Annotated in this window: 18 protein-coding genes; 7 read left to right on the plus strand and 11 right to left on the minus strand. The window is 63.3% G+C overall.

Annotated features, from left to right (window positions below; translation table 11 throughout):
* The first annotated feature begins 120 nt into the window (after window positions 1–120).
* Entirely contained in the window at window positions 121–1,380 is a 1,260-nt protein-coding gene (gene waaA, locus KUV81_RS18400) for a lipid IV(A) 3-deoxy-D-manno-octulosonic acid transferase (protein WP_222545360.1), read from the plus strand.
* On the opposite strand, the gene KUV81_RS18405 is transcribed toward waaA, so the two are convergent.
* Entirely contained in the window at window positions 1,350–2,081 is a 732-nt protein-coding gene (locus tag KUV81_RS18405) for a 3-deoxy-D-manno-octulosonic acid kinase (RefSeq protein WP_222545361.1), read from the minus strand. The genes waaA and KUV81_RS18405 overlap by 31 nt on opposite strands.
* Before the next feature lie 187 nt (window positions 2,082–2,268).
* On the opposite strand from KUV81_RS18405, the gene KUV81_RS18410 reads away from it, so the two are divergent.
* Together KUV81_RS18410 and KUV81_RS18415 are read left to right on the plus strand one after the other, a co-directional pair.
* Complete coding sequence (locus KUV81_RS18410) at window positions 2,269–3,615, plus strand: UDP-glucose dehydrogenase family protein (RefSeq protein WP_222545362.1); 1,347 nt, start codon at window positions 2,269–2,271, stop codon at window positions 3,613–3,615.
* Window positions 3,612–4,616 (plus strand): NAD-dependent epimerase, encoded by a 1,005-nt coding sequence (locus tag KUV81_RS18415; RefSeq protein WP_222545363.1) that lies wholly within the window; start codon window positions 3,612–3,614, stop codon window positions 4,614–4,616. The genes KUV81_RS18410 and KUV81_RS18415 overlap by 4 nt, the downstream gene beginning before the upstream one ends.
* A 72-nt stretch (window positions 4,617–4,688) precedes the next feature.
* On the opposite strand, the gene KUV81_RS18420 is transcribed toward KUV81_RS18415, so the two are convergent.
* Both KUV81_RS18420 and KUV81_RS18425 read right to left on the minus strand, forming a co-directional pair.
* Window positions 4,689–5,477 (minus strand): hypothetical protein, encoded by a 789-nt coding sequence (locus KUV81_RS18420; RefSeq protein WP_222545364.1) that lies wholly within the window; start codon window positions 5,475–5,477, stop codon window positions 4,689–4,691.
* An 82-nt stretch (window positions 5,478–5,559) separates the two neighbouring features.
* Window positions 5,560–6,471, minus strand: a complete 912-nt coding sequence (locus KUV81_RS18425) for a glycosyltransferase family 2 protein (RefSeq protein WP_222545365.1) — start codon at window positions 6,469–6,471, stop codon at window positions 5,560–5,562.
* A 161-nt stretch (window positions 6,472–6,632) separates the two neighbouring features.
* Between KUV81_RS18425 and KUV81_RS18430 the strand changes: the two genes are divergently transcribed.
* Complete coding sequence (locus tag KUV81_RS18430) at window positions 6,633–7,538, plus strand: glycosyltransferase family A protein (RefSeq protein ID WP_222545366.1); 906 nt, start codon at window positions 6,633–6,635, stop codon at window positions 7,536–7,538.
* Between the two features lie 63 nt (window positions 7,539–7,601).
* Here the strand turns inward: KUV81_RS18430 and KUV81_RS18435 are convergent, their stop codons facing one another.
* The 6 genes from KUV81_RS18435 to KUV81_RS18460 form a co-directional block, all read right to left on the minus strand.
* Window positions 7,602–8,141, minus strand: a complete 540-nt coding sequence (locus tag KUV81_RS18435; RefSeq protein ID WP_222545367.1) for an outer membrane beta-barrel protein — start codon at window positions 8,139–8,141, stop codon at window positions 7,602–7,604.
* Window positions 8,129–9,604: a capsule assembly Wzi family protein gene (locus KUV81_RS18440; RefSeq protein WP_222545368.1), complete on the minus strand. Its 1,476-nt coding sequence runs from the start codon at window positions 9,602–9,604 to the stop codon at window positions 8,129–8,131. Before KUV81_RS18440 ends, KUV81_RS18435 begins: the two co-directional genes overlap by 13 nt.
* A 341-nt stretch (window positions 9,605–9,945) precedes the next feature.
* Entirely contained in the window at window positions 9,946–10,881 is a 936-nt protein-coding gene (locus KUV81_RS18445; RefSeq protein WP_222545369.1) for a glycosyltransferase family 2 protein, read from the minus strand.
* Window positions 10,882–10,987: 106 nt separating this feature from the next.
* Window positions 10,988–11,806, minus strand: a complete 819-nt coding sequence (locus KUV81_RS18450) for a glycosyltransferase family 25 protein (RefSeq protein WP_222545370.1) — start codon at window positions 11,804–11,806, stop codon at window positions 10,988–10,990.
* A 46-nt stretch (window positions 11,807–11,852) separates the two neighbouring features.
* Window positions 11,853–12,719, minus strand: a complete 867-nt coding sequence (locus KUV81_RS18455; protein WP_222545371.1) for an ATP-grasp fold amidoligase family protein — start codon at window positions 12,717–12,719, stop codon at window positions 11,853–11,855.
* 46 nt (window positions 12,720–12,765) lie between these two features.
* Window positions 12,766–13,674, minus strand: a complete 909-nt coding sequence (locus tag KUV81_RS18460; protein WP_261389500.1) for a glycosyltransferase family 2 protein — start codon at window positions 13,672–13,674, stop codon at window positions 12,766–12,768.
* A gap of 339 nt (window positions 13,675–14,013) precedes the next feature.
* Between KUV81_RS18460 and KUV81_RS18465 the strand changes: the two genes are divergently transcribed.
* The 3 genes from KUV81_RS18465 to coaD all read left to right on the plus strand — a co-directional run bounded on the left by KUV81_RS18465 (window position 14,014) and on the right by coaD (window position 16,630).
* Window positions 14,014–15,066 carry a glycosyltransferase family 8 protein gene (locus KUV81_RS18465; RefSeq protein WP_222545373.1) on the plus strand — a complete coding sequence of 351 codons (1,053 nt, stop codon included), beginning with the start codon at window positions 14,014–14,016 and terminating at the stop codon, window positions 15,064–15,066.
* Between the two features lie 172 nt (window positions 15,067–15,238).
* Window positions 15,239–16,120 carry a hypothetical protein gene (locus tag KUV81_RS18470; protein ID WP_222545374.1) on the plus strand — a complete coding sequence of 294 codons (882 nt, stop codon included), beginning with the start codon at window positions 15,239–15,241 and terminating at the stop codon, window positions 16,118–16,120.
* A gap of 24 nt (window positions 16,121–16,144) precedes the next feature.
* Window positions 16,145–16,630 (plus strand): pantetheine-phosphate adenylyltransferase, encoded by a 486-nt coding sequence (gene coaD, locus KUV81_RS18475; RefSeq protein WP_222545375.1) that lies wholly within the window; start codon window positions 16,145–16,147, stop codon window positions 16,628–16,630.
* On the opposite strand, the gene mutM is transcribed toward coaD, so the two are convergent.
* Window positions 16,627–17,439, minus strand: a complete 813-nt coding sequence (mutM, locus tag KUV81_RS18480; RefSeq protein WP_222545376.1) for a bifunctional DNA-formamidopyrimidine glycosylase/DNA-(apurinic or apyrimidinic site) lyase — start codon at window positions 17,437–17,439, stop codon at window positions 16,627–16,629. The two genes, coaD and mutM, sit on opposite strands and share 4 nt — an antisense overlap.
* The gene (locus KUV81_RS18485) at window positions 17,439–17,891 is read right to left on the minus strand and encodes a hypothetical protein (RefSeq protein WP_222545377.1); all 453 of its coding nucleotides are present in this window, start codon (window positions 17,889–17,891) and stop codon (window positions 17,439–17,441) included. Before KUV81_RS18485 ends, mutM begins: the two co-directional genes overlap by 1 nt.
* Window positions 17,892–18,153 lie beyond the last annotated feature (262 nt).

The following is an 18,153-nucleotide window of genomic DNA, read 5'->3' on the forward strand; positions in this document are numbered from 1 at the left end:
CATCCCCCAAGTCCAATGATCCGGACACGGCTCAAACCCACTTTAAGTTACAAACCGTTAGCATTTGAAAGCGGTCGATCCCTTCCCTATCATCAAGCCAAATGCCCCTTGGGACCCAAGATGAACCGTCTCCTCTACAGCCTGTTGCTGGTCGTTCTGCTTCCCGTCGTTCTGCTTTACCTGCTGTGGCGCAGCCGCAAAACCCCCGAGTACCGTCAACGGCTGGGGGAACGGCTCGGCTGGTCGCGGCCGCCGGTGGAAGGGGCGATCCTGGTGCACTGCGCCTCCATGGGCGAGACCCTGGCGGCGGTACCCCTGATCCGGGCCCTGCAAAGCCGTTATCCGGACACCCCGGTGCTGGTCACCTCCTTCACCCCCAGCGGCTCCGAACAGGTGCGCAAAAGCTTCGGCGACAGCGTCCACCACGGCTACCTGCCCCTGGACCTGTCCGGGGTGATGCGCCGCTACCTCAAGCGGCTCAAACCCCAGATGGTGGTGCTGATGGAGACGGAGCTGTGGCCCAACCTCATCCACCATTGCCACACCCAGAAGGTCCCGGTGATGCTGGCCAACGCCCGCATGTCCGAACGCAGCGCCCGCGGCTACGGCCGGTTTCCCCGCTTGACCCGGCCGATGCTGGGCAAGCTGGATGCGGTGGCTGCGCAAAGCGGCGACGACGGCAACCGCCTGGTGCAGCTGGGGCTGGATCCGGCGCGGCTGACCATCTGCGGCAGTCTTAAGTTTGACCTGCCCATCGATCCCCGACGCCTCAAGGATCTGAGCCAGGCACGCCACCAGTGGCTGGGGGATCGCATCGCCTGGTGCGCCGGCTCCACTCACCCAGGGGAGTTCGAGCAGGCCCTGTCGGCCCACCACCGGCTGCTCAACCTGCACCCGGATCTCCTGCTGGTGCTGGTGCCCCGGCATCCGGAGCAGTTCGACTCCGCCCATCGGCTGAGTGAAGCGGCGGGGTTTGTCACCGCCCGGCGCAGCGAAGGGGGGGTGCTGCCCGAGCGAGTGCAGGTGGTGATTGGCGACACCATGGGGGAGCTGCTCTCCCTCTACGGCATGACCGACGCCGCCTTTGTCGGCGGCAGCCTGATTGAGCGGGGCGGCCACAACCCCCTGGAGCCGGCGGCCCTGGCCAAGCCGGTGTTGATGGGGCCCCACTTCTTCAATTTCCAGGAGATCAGCCGCACCCTGCTCCAGGCCGGCGGCATGGTATTGGTGCACGACACCGACGAGTTGGCCGAACAGCTGGAGCACCTGCTGTCGCTGCGCAACCAGGCGGAACAGATGGGGCACCAGGGCCAGCGGGTGGTGGACACCAACCGCGGTGCCACCGACCGTCAGCTGGCGCTGGCCGCCTCGCTGCTGTAACCCGCCATCAGGGCGTCCCAGTCGGCGCCCTCATCAAAGCGCATCCCCGCCACCCGGCCCCGCTCCTTGAGCAGGGAGCGGTGCAGTCGGCTCAAGTTGGCCTGTTGCCAGTCCTTCGCGGGCTCCCGCAGCTCCCCCCGGTCAAAATCAATGAGGAAAAACTGGCCGCGGCTCAGCAGGATATTTCGGGCGTTGAGATCCGCGTGGTACACCCCGGCCCGGTGAAAACGGGCCAGCACCTGGCCCAGCGTCCGCCAGCGCGCTTCGGCCATGGGCCCCTCCGACAACACCGACACCAGATCGCGGCTGTTGGGCAGTCGGGCGGTGATGAGATCCGCCGAGTAGTGCAGCCCTTTTCGGGTCAGGCGGGCGGCGATGGGGCGGGCGATGGGCAGCCCCAGGCGCCACAGTTCGATCATCAGCGCCAGCTCCCGGTAGGGGCGGGTTCGGGCCTCCCCCAGATAGAGGTAGCCGTCCTTGAACACCCGCCCGGGCAAACCACCGCGCCAGTAGTGGCGCAGCACATACCCCTCACCCTCATTGTTGAAGAACCAGGCCGGGTTGCGCCCGGAGCTGTCGGAGTGGCCACTGACCCAGCCCTGCTGCGTCAGCCACTGGGGATCGAACCAGTGAACGTCCAGGGCGTCGGGGGCCTCGGGGGCCAAAAACAGGCGATGGGGTGAGCAGCTTTGGGTCTTCATGGGCTTTTCCTTGGTTGAACCCGTTATTTTATTTACACTTTGCGCACCTCAGCAAACCCTTCAGACCGCATGGGGCCCCACCGAACCCCCGTCAATTGCCGGGCTTGGTCACAGTAAGAACGATTTCCCTGCATATACTGTCTACAGGTTTGCCTATTCAACTCTCAGATTCCTAAGGGGTAAGACGATGAAAGTCACCGTATTTGGTGTGGGTTACGTCGGCCTGGTGCAGGCGGCGGTCCTGGCCGAGGTGGGTCACGACGTCTGTTGTGTCGACGTGGACCAGGCCAAGATTGATCGACTCAATCAGGGCATCATCCCCATCTACGAGCCCGGCCTGGAGCCCATGGTCAAGCAGAATCACGACTCCGGACGCCTGACCTTCACCACCGACGCGGCCCTGGGGGCCCAGCACGGCCAGGTGCAGTTTATCGCCGTGGGCACGCCGCCGGACGAGGACGGCAGTGCCGATCTGCAATACGTGCTGGCGGTGGCGGAAACCATCGCCACCCACATGACCAGCCCCAAGGTGATCGTGGACAAATCCACGGTGCCCGTGGGCACCGCCGACAAGGTGAAGGCCAAGGTCGCCCAGGTGCTGGCCGCCCGGGGTGAGTCCATCGCGTTCCAGGTGGTCTCCAACCCGGAGTTTCTCAAAGAGGGCGCCGCAGTGAACGACTGCATGCGCCCTGATCGCATCGTCATCGGCAGCGACGACGATGCCGCCATCGAGGTGATGCGCGAGCTGTACGAGCCCTTCAACCGCCAGCAGGATCGCACCGTGGTGATGGACGTGCGCAGCGCCGAGCTGACCAAGTACGCCGCCAACTGCATGCTGGCCACCAAGATCTCCTTTATGAACGAGATGGCCAACCTGGCGGAGAAGCTGGGGGCCGACATCGAGGCGGTCCGTCGCGGCATCGGCTCCGATCCCCGCATCGGTTACCACTTCATCTACCCCGGCTGCGGCTACGGCGGCTCCTGCTTCCCCAAGGACGTTCAGGCGCTGATCCGCACCGCCGAAGGGATCGGCCATGACGCCCAGATCCTCAAGGCGGTGGAGCAGGTCAACGACGACCAGAAGACGGTGCTGATGCGCAACATCCGCCGCCACTTCGGCGACGATCTGCGCGGCAAGACCATCGCCCTGTGGGGCCTGGCGTTCAAGCCCAACACCGATGACATGCGCGAAGCCCCCAGCCGGGTGCTACTGCAGGCGCTGTGGGAAGCCGGCGCCAAGGTGCAGGCCTTCGATCCGGAAGCAATGGAGGAGACCCAGCGGATCTTCGGCCAGCGCGGTGATCTGGCGCTGATGGGCACCAAGGAAGCCGCCCTGGGCGGCGCCGACGCCCTGGTGATCTGCACCGAGTGGCAGGCGTTCCGGGCCCCGGATTTCGATTTCATCCAGCAGGAGCTCTCCACCCCGGTGATCTTCGATGGCCGCAACCTCTATGATCCGGACCGGCTGGCACAGCGGGGCTTCCACTACTACGGCATCGGCCGAGGTCTGAGCATCAACGCGGAGAAACAATGAAAGTTTTGGTTACCGGCGCCGCCGGCTTTATCGGGTTTTACGTCGCCCAGCGTCTGCTGGAGCAGGGCCACCAGGTGGTGGGACTGGACAACCTCAACGACTACTATGAAGTGAGCCTCAAGGAGGCGCGGCTGGCCCAGCTGACGCCCCAGGCTCAGTTCGAATTTGTCCGCCTGGACCTGGCGGATCGCGACGGGATGGCGGCGCTGTTTGAGCGCCACCGGTTTGACCGGGTGGTGCACCTGGCGGCCCAGGCCGGGGTGCGCTACTCCCTGGACAACCCCATGGCCTACGTGGACAGCAACCTGGCCGGGATGATGACCATCCTGGAGGGCTGCCGTCACAGCCAGGTGCCGCATCTGATCTACGCCAGCTCCTCCTCGGTCTACGGCATGAACAAGAAGGTGCCCTTCAGCGAAGCGGACGCGGTGGACCATCCGGTAAGCCTCTACGCCGCCACCAAAAAGTCCAACGAGCTGATGGCTCACACCTACAGTCACCTGTACGGGATCCCCACCACCGGCCTGCGCTTTTTTACCGTGTACGGCCCCTGGGGCCGCCCGGACATGGCGGCGTTCAAGTTCACCAAGAAGATCCTCGCCGGTGAACCCATCGATGTGTACAACCACGGCAAACTCAGCCGAGATTTCACCTACATCGATGACATCGTCGAAGGGGTGCTGCGGGTGATGGAGCAGGTGCCCACCGCGGACGCCGATCGCGAAACCGACCGACCGGATCGCTCCTCCGCCCCCTACGCGCTGTACAACATCGGCAACCACCAGCCGGTGGAGCTGCTGACCTTTATCCAGACCCTGGAGAGCGCCCTGGGGGTCAAGGCCCAGCTCAACCTGATGCCGATGCAACCCGGCGACGTCTACACCACCTACGCCGAAACCGACAGCCTGCGTCAGGCGGTGGGCTTCAGCCCGGACACCTCTCTGGCCGAGGGGCTGAAACGCTTCGCCGACTGGTACCGCGGTTTTTACGGCCACTCCTGACAACCCAGCATCAAAAAGGGGCGCTTTATGCGCCCCTTTTTTTTGTGTTCACTCTTGGACCGGCCTTTGTCCCTAGCCCAGAAAAAACAGCGCGCGAAGGTAGCGGGCCAACAGCCGGCGGTCACCGTTATTTTCACGATAGGAGGCGTGCAAAAAGCGGTAAACCCGGGCCCAGCGCAGGCGATAGAAGTTTTTCCGCAAGCGGTGCTTGTCCTTCGCCACCATCGCCTTGGGGCAGTGGGAAACCGGATGGTGCAGCCGACCCGGGGCGACGTTGCGCACCAGTTTTCGGGTGAGGTTGAAATGCCCCTCGGTGGTGACACCCAGTGCCCCACAGTGAAACCCGTTGTTCTGCAATCGGCTGCAGACAAAAACTTCGTCATTGGGGTAGTACCGGGTGCCGGTGAATCGCTGCGCCAACTGGGCACGCTCCGACGCCAGGTAGGCCACCGCCTTGCGGGAAAGCCGGACCACCGGAAAGAGCCCCCCGTAGGCCGGTTCGTCGTAGTAATGGCGGTAGTGTTTGTTCCAGGTTTTCCCCGAGGCTCCGGGGGCAAAGCCGTGGATCAACAGATCCTCTGAGCGCGCCGCCGATTCCAATCGCAGTTTGCCAAGGGCCTCGTCATCGAGGTAGACGTCGTTCTCGATGAGCCAGTAGTAATCCGCGTCATCGACCCGATCCAACACGGCATAGAAGCAATGATCCCCACAGCGCCAACCGAGCCGGTCGATGGCCACGCTCAGCCCGGCCGAGGCGACAAACCTGGGCAAGGAGATGAGCTGCTCCCCCGTTTCACCGGCGGTGTCAGACACCAGGTAGACGTTGCCGGCCCCGAAGCCTTGCTCAAGGAGCCGCTGCATCTGCCGTTCCGTCTCGCCCACGCTCAGGCAGCGGATGATAGCGCACTCTTTCAAGGGGATACCCGCCCGGGAGGCCTGAGTTTCAACGGCCGATCAGGGCCGATTTAACTCGACGGATGGTCTTGCGCAGCACGGAGATCTGACTGCCCTGCTGGTAGCGCCCCTTCTCCGCGTGACGGATAAAGAGCACCTTGGGCACCTCGATGGGTACACCAGCGGTGCCCAGCAACCAGCGAAAGGCGCGATCCTCGTAGCACTTGGCCCAGCGCGGCATCGGCTTTTGGTACATGGCCAGGGTGTCGCAATAGCCGCAGGCCCGGGCGACGTCCCCGTGGGCAATTTGAATGGGGCCGGTGGCTCGGCTGAATTTGCGCACCGAGAAGCGGGTCAGATCCAGCTCCATCACCATCGGCTGCTGCTTGGCCTTGACGATGAGCGGGTCATCCTTGGGCAGCAGGTCGGTGGCCAGCATCTGCTGGGGGTAGACCAGGTACTCCTGACGCCCCTTGAGCTTGGCCGCCAGGGTGTCCAGCGCCCCTTCGTGGAACACCACGTCGCAGTCGGTGAACCAGACCCAGTCCGCTTGAGACGCCTTGGCGGCCCGGTTGCGGCCGATGGCGCGGCGAAACAGCTGCTCCTTGGGCAACGGCTGGAAGTTCCAGGTAACGTTGGGCACGCTCTGACCGCGGAAGAAGTCCAGCACCCGCACGGTGTCCGCGTCCTCCTCGGCGTAGAACACCGTGTGCACCACCTTAAGCGCGGTAGGCGGGTAGTTGACCAGGGAGCTCAGTTGGTAGAGCTGAAATTCGGAGTAGTTCCAGCAGTGGCTGACGATCTCCAGCGTCAGGTCATCGCCGGCGGGGGTCAGCGAGGCCTTTTCCGGCAACGTCGGATTGAACCAGCGCCCCGGCAACAGCTTCAGGGCGGTCAGCCGAAACAACGACTCCTTGATGCCATCCCAGCGTGTGAACTCGTTAACCTGTGTCTCGGACATGGGGCCTCACCTGACTCTCGTTGCGCCTTGGTGCCAAACCTGGCAAAACGGCCATTATACCCATCCCTGGGCAGGGCAACAGCCACCGCCATCCCAAGCGGTGAGCAGAGCGGCCATTTGCCGTACAATGGGGCCACCTTCCGATTCCGGTAACCCAAGGCATGACCCTGCGCTTCTTCGTCTTCTCTTTCAACCGCGGCGAGTACCTGGCCAACTGCATCGACTCCCTCCGCCGCTGCGCCCCGGGCCACCCCATTACCGTGATGGACGATCACAGTGACGATCCCCAGACCCGACAGGTGCTGGAGGTCCTGGGAGCGGATTGCACCCTGTGGTCGCCGCCGGCCGGGGCCGCACAAAGCAAGCACGGCGGTTTGTACGCCAATATGCAGGCGGCCCTCGAGATGAGCCAGCCGGGTGAGTTGCTGTGCTTTTTGCAGGACGATACTCAGCTGGTGCGGCCCCTGACGGTAGCGGATCACGCCACCCTGTCGGGCTACTTCGACCGCTACCCGGACGCCGGCTTTGTCCAGCCGGCCTTCATTCGCGGTTGCAACCGGGCCGCCGACGACCCCAACACCCGGTACGACGCCGAGTCCGGCATGTACTTTGTCGATCGCAAGGGCCGCAGCGTCGGCACCTACTACGCCGACATCCTGGTGACCCGAGCCGACCGGCTTACGGGCGTGAACTGGCAGTTTGCCGGCAAAGAGCCCCTCAACGAAAAGCAGGCTCGGGCCCATTTCCGGCCCATGGCTTACCTGCGCAACCCCTTTGCCGCCTGGCTGCCCAATGTGCCGGCCTACCGGGGCAAGGTGAAAACCCTGGGCCTGAAACTGGCGGAGCAGCGCACCGGTGCCCGCTTCAACCCCCTGGCCATCATGGACGCGACGGAGCAGCAGGCGCTGAGCGAGCGCAGCGATGCGGTGGCGCCCTATGCCGAGGACTGGCTGACCCCCACCCAAGGACCGGTGGCGGAGCCCTGGATCTACTACCCGCTGCAGGGCCAGCGAGGGCTGAAGCTGCTCAACAACCTGGAGGTCAAAGCCCGCAAGTGGCTGGGCTAGACACGAAATCCTCCGCACAAAAAAACGCGCCCCAAGGGCGCGTTTTTGCTTTGACTGGGCGGCTTAGAAGCGGTACTTCACCACCATGCTGCCCCAACCAAAGTGCTCCTTCTCGTAGGGCACGTCCTGGGGGTAGCTGGTGCGGGTCAGCACGTAGTTGATCTCCGCCCCCAGCACCATCTTGGGGCTCAGCTGGTAGTAGAGGCCGCTGCCGAAGCCGTAGCCCCAGCCGGGGTTGTTGCGGTAGAAGCGGCTGGCGCCGCCGTAGAAGCTGAACCCCCACTGCTCGGAGATCTGGTATCCCAGCTCACCGATGCGCCAGGTCAGCAGGTTCTTGGAGTCTCCCCAACTGAACATGTCCCGCGGGGTCAGCTCCAGGCCGGTGCCCAGGCTCCAGCGCTCGTTGATGGGGCGCATCACCCCGATCTGCAAGTTGGGGGTGACGTGGGTTTCCGAGAAGCTGTCGTTCTGCGAGTTGCCGTTGTTGGCCCGGTAGACCACCGAGGCGCCCCCACCGATGTAGAAGGCCGGTTCGGTCACGGCCCAGACCGGCAGGGCCAGCACTGCCATCATCCCTACCGCCAGACGCGTTACCACTGCCATATCAGCTCACCCCGGAAATACCCTTCAGAAAAGACGTTGCGACCGCCGTACAGGCGGTAGCCCAGTTGCTGGCCAAACAGCTGGCCGAAGTAACGCAGATCCAGCTCATGCCCCACAGAGTAGTCGTAGGCGTCGCTGGGTTTGTTGTCGGTCAGCCGGTAGGTCAACTCGTAGCGCTGACGTGTGTCCCGCTGCCAACCGAGCTTCAGGGCGTGGTTCTGCGCCCCCCGGGCCGAATCGTTGAACACCCGGTTGTTGGCCCCCCAATGACCCATCACGATGCCATCGTTGGTGTAGCCGTTCTTGTAGATGTAATGGGTGTACCAGGCGTGCTGCCACTCGGTCATCTCGTACTGCAATGACCAGTCCGGTCCCCCCAGCCAATCCGGCAGGAAGGGGATGTGAACACCGAAGGAGGTGGCGATGTTGCTCAGCTGGTAGTTGCTGTGGCTGCCGGTGTCTTCGCCGGCAAACTCCATCAGGATGGCAAAGGGCACCGGGCCGCCGAAGTTCATGCGGCTGCTGATGGAGGCCTGCTGGTTGCCGGACTCACAGGTGTTGGGCGGACCGTCGCACTCCACCTTGGAACTGTTGTCGTTGCCCGCCGGATCCCAGAAGGCGTCCCAGATGCTGCGCAGCGTCACCTCGCGAGAGCCGCCCCCAAACTGCATGGTGCGGTTCAGGGCGATGGTCCAGCCCTCCACCGGGGAGAAGCTGGTCTGAAAGCCCAGCAGGGCCGGACGGCCGGACTCCAGCTCATCGCCATAGACTATTTGATCCGTCCACTCCAGGCGCGCCACATAGACCTCGTACTGCAGGTTCCACAGCCCTTCGAAGGGGATGGGGTTGCTGACCCCGATAGAGAAGGAGGGGCGGGCGTTGGTGGACATCAGCACCGCCGACTCGGCAAAGGGGGAGAGCCAGTGCTCTCGATACCCCACGTCCACCTGGAAGCTGTCCCAACCGAAGGAGGCGTAGGTGCCCACCGGGATCGCATCGCTGCCGGACTCGTCATCGTAACGGCCGCCGGCAGAGTCCAGTGCCAATCCCCCCACGGAGAGGATCATCCAGTCGGTGGGCCGGTACTGGGCCGTGGCGGTTACCCGGTAGTTGGAATCGATGCGCTCACCCCGGGCGTTGGGCATGATGTGGCCCTGGGAGGGGGTGTCGGCCGCCGCCACGCCCACCTCGGCGTAGGTGACCGACAGCTCCCGCTCGTAGCGGTACAGGCCCCGGTCAATCTCGTGGTAGAGCCCGGGGATCTCATCCTTAATCAACTCCAGGTGCTGACGCACCTGCTTGACGTTGTAGGGCTTGCGCATGGTGGGCATATTGGTCACCACCACCAATTGGTCGATGCGACCATTGAGGTAACCGTCCTGCAAGGAGACGTACGCCGACGCCCCCCAGGCCGCCGGAGCCACGGCACTCGACAACAGCACCGCGCTAAGCAACTTTTTCACAAAAACATCCCTTTTCACCCGCAGTGGCGGGCAATCGATTCAGCGCGCCCTTACAAACTCAGACGCGGGTAGATGGTAGCCATTCTGGTTATCGCTCGTTCAGCGGCCCGAGGGTCGCATTTGCGAGTCAAAACGGGCGCGTTTCGACGTGCCCTTAAGCGCATTGCACGGTTCTTTCGCTTACCCAGCCGAGCATTGCGGTCCCAGGCGGTGGCAATGGTATCAATAACGCTTGGGTGATCACAAAAGCCCGCCCAAGTGGGCCGGCCCTGACCTCCGACCGCTTGGACGTTTCCAAGCGCGTCGAGGTGGAACGATTCAGAGCCCCAAAAGGCCTGGCCTTAGCGCTTATTGTCCCTTAAAAACAGGTTTCGGACCGACAGGGTGACCTTATGGAGCGCACGCAGTGGCGGGTAGACATTCACCGTGTTGTACACGTAAGGCAAGACCACCTTGTCGTCTTCACAAACCAAGTAGTCTTCCGCGACGGGGAGGTGCTCCAAGGAACGGGATTTAAACTGCGCCCAGTGCGCGGGGTCTTGATCGACAAAGCGTTTCGGCTCATGACCGGACAAACGTTCCGCCAAGGCAACGGCCAAGGTCTTCGAATTGCCTCGGTACACCGGCACCTGGGGCAAAAACATCACAAAGGGGCTGGCCATGATCCCCATCAGTCCAAACTGCTTCCTGGCCTTGGCGGCATTGGCCCGCTCGCTGAACTCAAAGGTCCAGTTGGCTTGACGCAGCCGGTCTCTGTGGCCAATCACCGCATCAACGTAGCTGTACCCCGTTGACTTGGCCTTCCCTTCGGGCAGCTCACGGTAGTACCCGGGAAACTCATCAAAGGTGCGCATGACCCGCTTCTCTCTTTTGAGTCGGCGGCCCCGGAGGAAGACGGGGTTCAGGAAGGCTTTGTCGGTAAAGGTCGAGAAGAAGCCATCGATGTAATCCAGGTCATCCTGCTCGACGGGGCGTACCAACTGCATGTCGTCCTGGATAAACAGCACCCACTCCGAGGTGGCAGAATCCAGCGCACTCTGCATGTTGTTGTACAGGCCGCCGTGGCGGGATTTCTCTTTCTGATCGGGCTGGAGCAGCCCTACCCCCTCGGGCAGGTTGTCCAGGTATTGACAGGTTTCCGGGTCTTCACTGTTGTCATCCACCACACACACGGAGGCCCCTTCGGCAAACCGCAGGCAGGAGGCCACGGCATTCTCGAGAAACCGGCCTCGGTTGTACGAAAAGATGTAGATCGACAGTTTGTCTTTGTTAACCACGTCTAAGCCCTTGATGAATATGGCGCCAATGCGTGTCGCAGCAGCGTCTTATGAATACAAACGTCGGGTCACTGAATGCCGCGCTCGGCCCGCTCCCCCTATGGCATCACTCGAGGTCAATCGGCCCCAGCTGCTTCACCACCGCCTCGTAGGGGGCCCGGTTCAGGCCGTGCCGACGGGCATCGAAGTGGTACTTGAGCATGATCCCCTTGCGCTTCAGCCAGGCGCGGCGGCTCTTTCGTTTTTGGCCGCCGGCTAAGGCATCGATAACGCTGCTGGGATCGCAGGGCGTGGCCAACGACGGCGTTACCCCCAGGATACGAAGGTCGTGTACCCACCAGCGACGGATGTCCCAATCGATGGGGCGGCCGAAGCGCTCGGACATCGCCAGCAGCTTTCGTGCCCCGGCGTTGGACACCAACTGCGCCGCGGTGGAGGTGGGGATCTTATCGGTGAGCGTCAGCTCAAAGCCCGGCGTAATGGGGTGACGCGCCACCACCCGCTTGGCGGTGGGCCCTACAAAGACCTTCACCAGGTCCCAGTGGGGCGCCGTCTGGGCCAGACGCGCTACGACCTCTGCCCCACCGGGCACCAACTGAACATCGTCTTCCAGCACCAGGGCACAGGGCAGATCCTCATCCAGGATCCGCTGCCACACCTTACGATGGCTCAAGTAGCAGGCGATCTCCCCCGGCGTCAGGGTACGGTGGAGCTGTTCCTGGTTGAGCTGAGGACAGTAGTGCTGATGCAACACCTGCGGCGACAGGGTCGCCCCCTCCACCGCGCTGACCCGCTGGTAATCGAGCCCGAACTCGGCAAGGTTGCGCTCGATGCGCTGCCAGCGGTCGGTGCTGCGATCCAGGTTGATCACAAAGGTGGCGGGCGATGAGGGCGCTTGCCGGCGGTCATGGACGGCTCGACTCACACCCTCACCCCGCGCTTCGCCGACGGGCGGCCTGTGCGTTGGTAACTCATTGCTGGCTGGCATTGGGAAGCGTCCATTTTTCCCCCATCCACAGGTCGAATTCCTGCGGCTTGAACGGTGCGGTGCCCCCCGACGGGGCGAAGGTCATCTCGCCGAAATAGATCTCACCATCGACGTTATACAGATCCACCCGGCAGAAATCGAAACCGGCGGCCACCTTCTTGGCCAGCGTCACCATCTGTTCGTAGTTCTTGGGCTTTACGAAGGGGCGGTACTCGTTCCTGACGTGGATCTCGAACGGCAGGATCGCCAGGTCCTCGTCATAGAAGGTGATGTTGGCCTCGGTTTCCCGGTCGTAGGTCATCTGCAACACCACCTCGGTGCGCCCCCCCGAGTTGAACACGAAAAACTTGTAGTCTTCGGCCCACTGCTGCTGCTCACCGCGCAGCAAACGCTCCACCAGCACCCGACGGGGGATGGGCTCGTACCACCACTCGCCGTTTTTCACCGCGTAGGGCTTTTGCAGCTGCTTCTGGATGCTGCTGGCGATGGCATCAAAGTCCACCGGCTGACCCGCTTCCACCATGTGCACCGGTCCGGAGTTGTGGTTGGCCTTAACCACGAACTCCCCCTCCAGGGCCTTAAGCTGCTCGGCGGTGATGCTATCCCCGCTGTAGAGCAGGGGGATCAGGTACTGCTCGCCGATCCGCTCCTGGACGAAGGCGCGGGCCTGCAGCTTGTCGGCACAGACGGTAAACAGTGGGTTGCGATCGTACAGCTTGCGCCAGTGCACCTTCTCGTTGAAGGTGCGCGGGGCGCTCAAAGACAGGGGGTAACCCAGCTTCTTGTAGAATCGCAGTCGCGTGCCCAGGTGGCCCGGCAGCACGCGATTGAGAAAGTCATAAAAAATCACAACACAGTACCCACGTAACAGGTGAATTTGGTTTGAATGTGTACCATCAGCCTTTGAGCATCAGGGTCAGCTTGTGCAAGGCCCTCAAGGGCCAGTAGGCGTTGACCGCGCTGTACTGGTAGGGGGTTTTCACGTCCCTGTCCTCGCACTGCAGGTATGTCTCGGCCACCGGCAACTCACTCAGCGGACGCGCCTTGAACTGCCGCCAGTGCTCCGGCGGCCGTTCGAGAAACCGCTTGGGCTCCCGACCGGACCAGCGCTCGGCGGTGGCCACGGCCCAGGTCTTTGTCTTCCCCCGGTACACCGGCACCTGGGGCAGAAACATCACGAAGGGGTGGGCCATAAAACCCATCAGGCCAAAATGACGCTGGGCCTGATGGGCATTGTCCTGCTCGCTGCGACTGAACCGCCAACCCCGGGCTTTGAGTCGCTGGGTGTGGCCAATCACCACGTCGGCATAACACAGCCCCCGGGGGTTCGATTTCTCCGGGTAGTTTCGATAGTACCCCGGGAAGTTATCGAAGACTCGGGTGATGCGCTGGTCACGCCGGCTCCTTTGCCCCTTGAGAAACACCGGGTTGAGAAACGCCTTCTCCTCGAAGGCGTCAAAAAACGCCTCGATGTAAGCTTCGTCGTCGGGCGCTAAGGGTCGAACCAGCTGCATGTCGTCCTGCAGAAACAGCAGCCATTCGCTGTCCACCCGCTCCAGGGCCAACTGCATGTTGTCGTACAGCCCGCCGTGGCGGTTCTCTTCCTGTGGCGGCGGCTGAAACAGGGTCACCCCATCCGGCAGATTGGCCAAGACCGTGCGAGTCTCCGGATCATCGCTGTTGTCGTCCACCACGCAAACGGGAACACCGGCGGCGTATCGCTGGCAAGATTCGATGGCATTGTTCAAAAACAGCCCACGGTTGTAGGAGAAAATACAGACCGTTAACTTTTTATCTAGCGACATGGAAACGCTCGCGTATCGGCCGCGACCAGGTCCCGAACCTCGGGCCAGGACCAGTGCAATGAGATGCGCCGAGAATACCGTATTTTGCTTTGCGCTTCATCCCTGAACCTGCGGACCACAGCGCCCCAGAATGCGCCATTCCAGCGCACGGCCGAGGCCCGCGAAAGGGGAAATGATCCGGCCCTCGGCCGTGATTCGGCCCCGGTTTTTTGCGACCCCCGGTCGGCGGCGGGGACGCCCCATCCACTCAACAGGCCGAGTGCGATATACTGTGCCGATTCTTTTCGGGGCCCCAGAGATCTCCCGCGAAACACCCAGTCAAAGTAGACAGGAATTGGTATGCCTACGGCTCAAGTCAATATTGCTCTATCCGGTGACGACAACTACGCCAAGTACATGGCCGTCACCATGCAGAACATCGTCACCTTTCTGCCCGACCAGGCCGAGGTCAATTTCTTGATCCTGGACGCCGGGATCCAGCCAGAGAACCTGCAGAAGCTGACCGAGTTTGCCCGGTCCCTGCCCCAGGTGACCCTGCACAGCGTCAACATCGCTGAGCAGTTCGGTGAAGAGCTGGCCCGCCTGGCCCCCTATCGCCATGGCAGCCGGAAAAACACCATCACCGCCGGCACCTACGGCCTGTTTTTCATCGCAGAGGCCTTCCCCCAGTTTGACAAGGCGCTGTACGTCGACGTGGACATCATCGTGCGCAAAAGCCTGCAGCCCGCCTTCGACACCCCGGTGGCGGATCTCTACGGCGCCGTAGTGCGGATGCTGACCCACGCCCAGCTGGGATCCCTGAAGTCCTCCCGCTCCGGCAAGCCCTTCCCCCAGAATCACCAGGACCTGTTTGGCAAGAGCAGCGAAAACTACTTCAACGCCGGGGTGCAGCTGATGAACCTGGCGGTGATGCGCCAGGAGCAGGTGAAGGATCAGCTGGTCAAAACCCTGACCGACATTCCCCTGGAGGTGTTCGCCACCGAGGTGAACTACCACAACCAGGACATCTTCAATGCCGTGTTCGGCGGCCACGTCGCCTTCCTGCCCACCCGCTACAACTGCCAGGTCAAGAACGTCAACAAGATCAAGCGCCGATTCAAGCGCCTGGGGCTCGACTTCAGCGAGTTCCAGCCGGAATTCGACGATCCGGCGCTGATCCACTACTCCGGCCGGCGCAAACCCTGGAGCGATCGCAACCTGTTCGGCTCGGAGATCTGGTGGAGCGCGGCGGCCAAGACGCCCTTCTTCGACGACATCGAGCAGAAGTACCGGCGGGACCTGAAGAACAAGCTGAAAACCCCCAAGGGGTGGCTCAACTGGCTGTTCGACTTCAGACTCGACAAGAACCAACGGCACATCAAGCTCTTCGGTCTGACCCTGCTCAGAGACTGAGCCCTATTGAAGGGGCTCCGGGAAGCGGCTAGATTTCAGGTAACGGCTGTGGGGCAACCTCGTCCCCGGCCTGACCGAGGTTGAGCGCACAGGGAGCCCTGCCATCATCGAGTCCACTGCGATTCATCCCCCCTTTCTGCTCTGCCCCCCCCGGGGGCAGAGCAACGACGAGGTGCTGGCCAGCTACCGGACCCTGGCCGACGCCCTCGCGCCCCACGCCCGAGTGTTCTGGAGCCGCTACCGCCAGGAAGCGGAAGACCAGGTGGCCTTTAAGGACACCCCGGGCTGGCTGAGCCGGCAGCGCTCGGTGACCATACTGACCCACGCCCCACCGCCCCCCTCCTGGCTCGACACGGGCAACCCACAGCGGGTGATCCAGACCCGCCTGCCGCACCAGCTCCATGAGCCGATGCCAGCGAAGCCAGTGGACCAACTGTGGTGGCTGGATTGCCCGGCGGCCCTGCTCTCTCCCTGGCGCCGGTTGCAGCAGCGCTGGTGGCGCTGGCCCCCCTGCCAACGATTCGATTTTATCGCCCCGCCGTTGGCACAGCGGATCCCCTTGGGGGAGGAGTACCTCTTCCTGCCCAGTGAACGCCTCAGTCCGGCGGAGCGGGAGCTGGTGAGCGAAGTGGCCCAGGTGGTGGCCATCAAGCGGGCCAGCCCGGTGCGGGTGATGTTGAGTGGCACGCCGCCCCCGCCGCTGCGAGGGGTCACCTTCGAGACACTCAGCGATGAAGCTGGTATTCAGCAGCGCATCACTCAGGCCCGAGCAGTCATCAGCGACAGCTGGCATCGACTGTTGAGCGCCGCCCACCTGGATCGACCGCTGCTGGCCTTGACCAGCCCCGACTCGGCCCAGTTGCGCCACTGCCAGGCCATGGGCTTTGCCCACAGTCCGCTGCTGCGCGAGCCCCTGACCCAGGCGATCCTCTGTCTGGCCCCCTCCTCCCACCCCAGACTGACCAACGGGCTGGAACGGGCCCTCGGCACCCTGCTCTGCCCGGGGGTGGACCTGCTGGGACAGGCGCCGCTATCCAGATACACTACGCCATAAATTCCGACAGTTAAGGCACCTCCCATGAGCCAAACCGCCATCTACCCCGGCACTTTCGACCCCATCACCAACGGCCACCTGGACCTGGTCCAGCGGGCCAGTCGCATGTTCGATCGGGTGATCGTCGGCATCGCCGCCAGCTCATCCAAGCGGCCGCTGTTCACCCTGGAGGAGCGGGTCGAGCTGGTGCAGGCCGTGGTGGCCAAGATGGAGAATGTCGAGGTGGTGGGGTTTTCCGGGCTGCTGGTGGATTTTGCCAAGGCCCACAACGCCCGGGTGCTGATCCGGGGCCTGCGGGCGGTGTCGGACTTTGAGTACGAGTTTCAGCTGGCCAACATGAACCGCCGGCTCCACCCGGATCTGGAGAGCGTGTTCCTGACCCCTTCGGAGGAGAACTCCTTTATCTCCTCCAGCCTGGTCAAGGAGGTGGCGCTGCACGGTGGGGACGTCAGCGGTTTCCTGCCGGCCCAGGTGCAGCGCGCGCTGCAGGACGCGCTGGCCCGGCGTTAACTCTGGCAGTGGGGGCAGTACACCGTGGCCCGCTGCCCCAGTTTGATCTCACGCAGCTCGGTCCCGCAGGTGTTGCAGGGCAGGCCGCCCCGGCCGTAGACGTTCAGTTGCTGGACGAAGTAGCCCGGTTTGCCGTCCGCCTGGGTGAAATCTTTTAAGGTGGTGCCCCCCTGCTCGATGGCCCGGGCCAGCACTCGCTTGACCTCCTCCACCAACTTGCCGAGCCGGGCCCGACTGACGTTGCCCGCCGCTCTTTTGGGGTGGATCCCGGCGGCAAACAGCGCCTCGTTGGCGTAGATGTTGCCCACCCCCACCACCACGTGGTTGTCCATCAGCGCCGTTTTGATCGCGCCCTTCTTGCCTTTCAGGCGAGTGGCCAGGTGATCGACGTTGAACGCCAGGGTCAAGGGCTCGGGACCCAGCTTGGCCAGCAGGGGCTGGGCCTCCAGGGGCAGTTGCCACCAGATGGCGGCGCCGAAGCGGCGTGGGTCGTTCAGCCGCAGCACCGCGCCACTGTCGAGCACCAGATCCAGGTGGTCATGCTTGCCCGGCGGGGGTGCCGGATTGAGCACCCGCAGGCTGCCGGACATCCCCAGATGGAGGATCAGCACCCCCGCCTCGGTTTCCAGCAGCAGATACTTGGCCCGACGAGACACCGAGCGCACTCGCTGGCCCACCAGATCCTGGATCCGGTCGCTCACCGGCCAGCGCAGTCGGGGCTCTCGCACCACCACCTGGCTGACCACCTGGTCCAGCAGATGGGGGGCGATCCCCTGTCGCGTGACCTCAACTTCCGGCAACTCCGGCATCATCTCTCCTCGTCTTGGGGGATCAGGGCGGCCATGGGCTCGTTCACCAGCCGCCACCACTGCGGTTCACCCAGGATCTTCACCGCCGCGATGTGGGGGTAGAGCAGTGCGGTCTGGGGGGCGGAGCCATCGTCCAGGTAGACGTCCACCTGGGTGGGGCCGCTGGGGGCCGGGGTGGGTTCCAGGGTGGGCACCAGCTGCGCCCGGCGCCAGGCGTCCAGCAGAGCACGCAATTCGGTTTCAGGGCGCTCTGGCATGGAGCGCAATCGCTGCTCCTCAGCCCGCACCACCAGATCGGCAAACACCAGGGCCTCCACCTGGGCCGCTTCCGGCAGCAGCGGCACGCTGTTGTTGGGCGGCCCGGTGAGCCGGCCGGTGGTCATCAACAGCAGGCCCGCCCCCGCCACCAGCAGGATCAGCATGTTGTTGTAGCTTTTGCGCGAACGGGCCATCCGCCCTCCCCAAAATCCGCTGTGCCAGGCCCAGTGTACTGAGGCCCGGGCGAGAAAAGAACCGGAACGGCCGCGACAGCTCCCGGGCGCCCCCGTCCCGCTATTCGGGTTATCGGCTTGTAGTACAGAGACTTAAAAAAATGGCTCCCGAATTTCGGAAGCCTAGGCGGTGCGATTTGCAGGGTGATGATGGCGGCCTGTGCCGCAAAGCCACTGTAAGGGATCCCACCACGCAAATGCAAACGATTTTCATTTGCGTGGC

Source organism: Ferrimonas balearica, from assembly GCF_019802085.1.
In the GTDB taxonomy this organism is placed as follows: Bacteria; Pseudomonadota; Gammaproteobacteria; order Enterobacterales; family Shewanellaceae; genus Ferrimonas; species Ferrimonas balearica_B.

Bases quoted from the DNA above. Each gene is read 5' to 3' on its own strand.
- waaA (WP_222545360.1), top strand. From the start codon at position 121: ATGAACCGTCTCCTCTACAGCCTGTTGCTGGTCGTTCTGCTTCCCGTC.
- KUV81_RS18405 (WP_222545361.1), bottom strand. From the start codon at position 2,081: ATGAAGACCCAAAGCTGCTCACCCCATCGCCTGTTTTTGGCCCCCGAG.
- KUV81_RS18410 (WP_222545362.1), top strand. From the start codon at position 2,269: ATGAAAGTCACCGTATTTGGTGTGGGTTACGTCGGCCTGGTGCAGGCG.
- KUV81_RS18415 (WP_222545363.1), top strand. From the start codon at position 3,612: ATGAAAGTTTTGGTTACCGGCGCCGCCGGCTTTATCGGGTTTTACGTC.
- KUV81_RS18420 (WP_222545364.1), bottom strand. From the start codon at position 5,477: ATGCAGCGGCTCCTTGAGCAAGGCTTCGGGGCCGGCAACGTCTACCTG.
- KUV81_RS18425 (WP_222545365.1), bottom strand. From the start codon at position 6,471: ATGTCCGAGACACAGGTTAACGAGTTCACACGCTGGGATGGCATCAAG.
- KUV81_RS18430 (WP_222545366.1), top strand. From the start codon at position 6,633: ATGACCCTGCGCTTCTTCGTCTTCTCTTTCAACCGCGGCGAGTACCTG.
- KUV81_RS18435 (WP_222545367.1), bottom strand. From the start codon at position 8,141: ATGGCAGTGGTAACGCGTCTGGCGGTAGGGATGATGGCAGTGCTGGCC.
- KUV81_RS18460 (WP_261389500.1), bottom strand. From the start codon at position 13,674: ATGTCGCTAGATAAAAAGTTAACGGTCTGTATTTTCTCCTACAACCGT.
- KUV81_RS18465 (WP_222545373.1), top strand. From the start codon at position 14,014: ATGCCTACGGCTCAAGTCAATATTGCTCTATCCGGTGACGACAACTAC.
- coaD (WP_222545375.1), top strand. From the start codon at position 16,145: ATGAGCCAAACCGCCATCTACCCCGGCACTTTCGACCCCATCACCAAC.
- mutM (WP_222545376.1), bottom strand. From the start codon at position 17,439: ATGCCGGAGTTGCCGGAAGTTGAGGTCACGCGACAGGGGATCGCCCCC.
- KUV81_RS18485 (WP_222545377.1), bottom strand. From the start codon at position 17,891: ATGGCCCGTTCGCGCAAAAGCTACAACAACATGCTGATCCTGCTGGTG.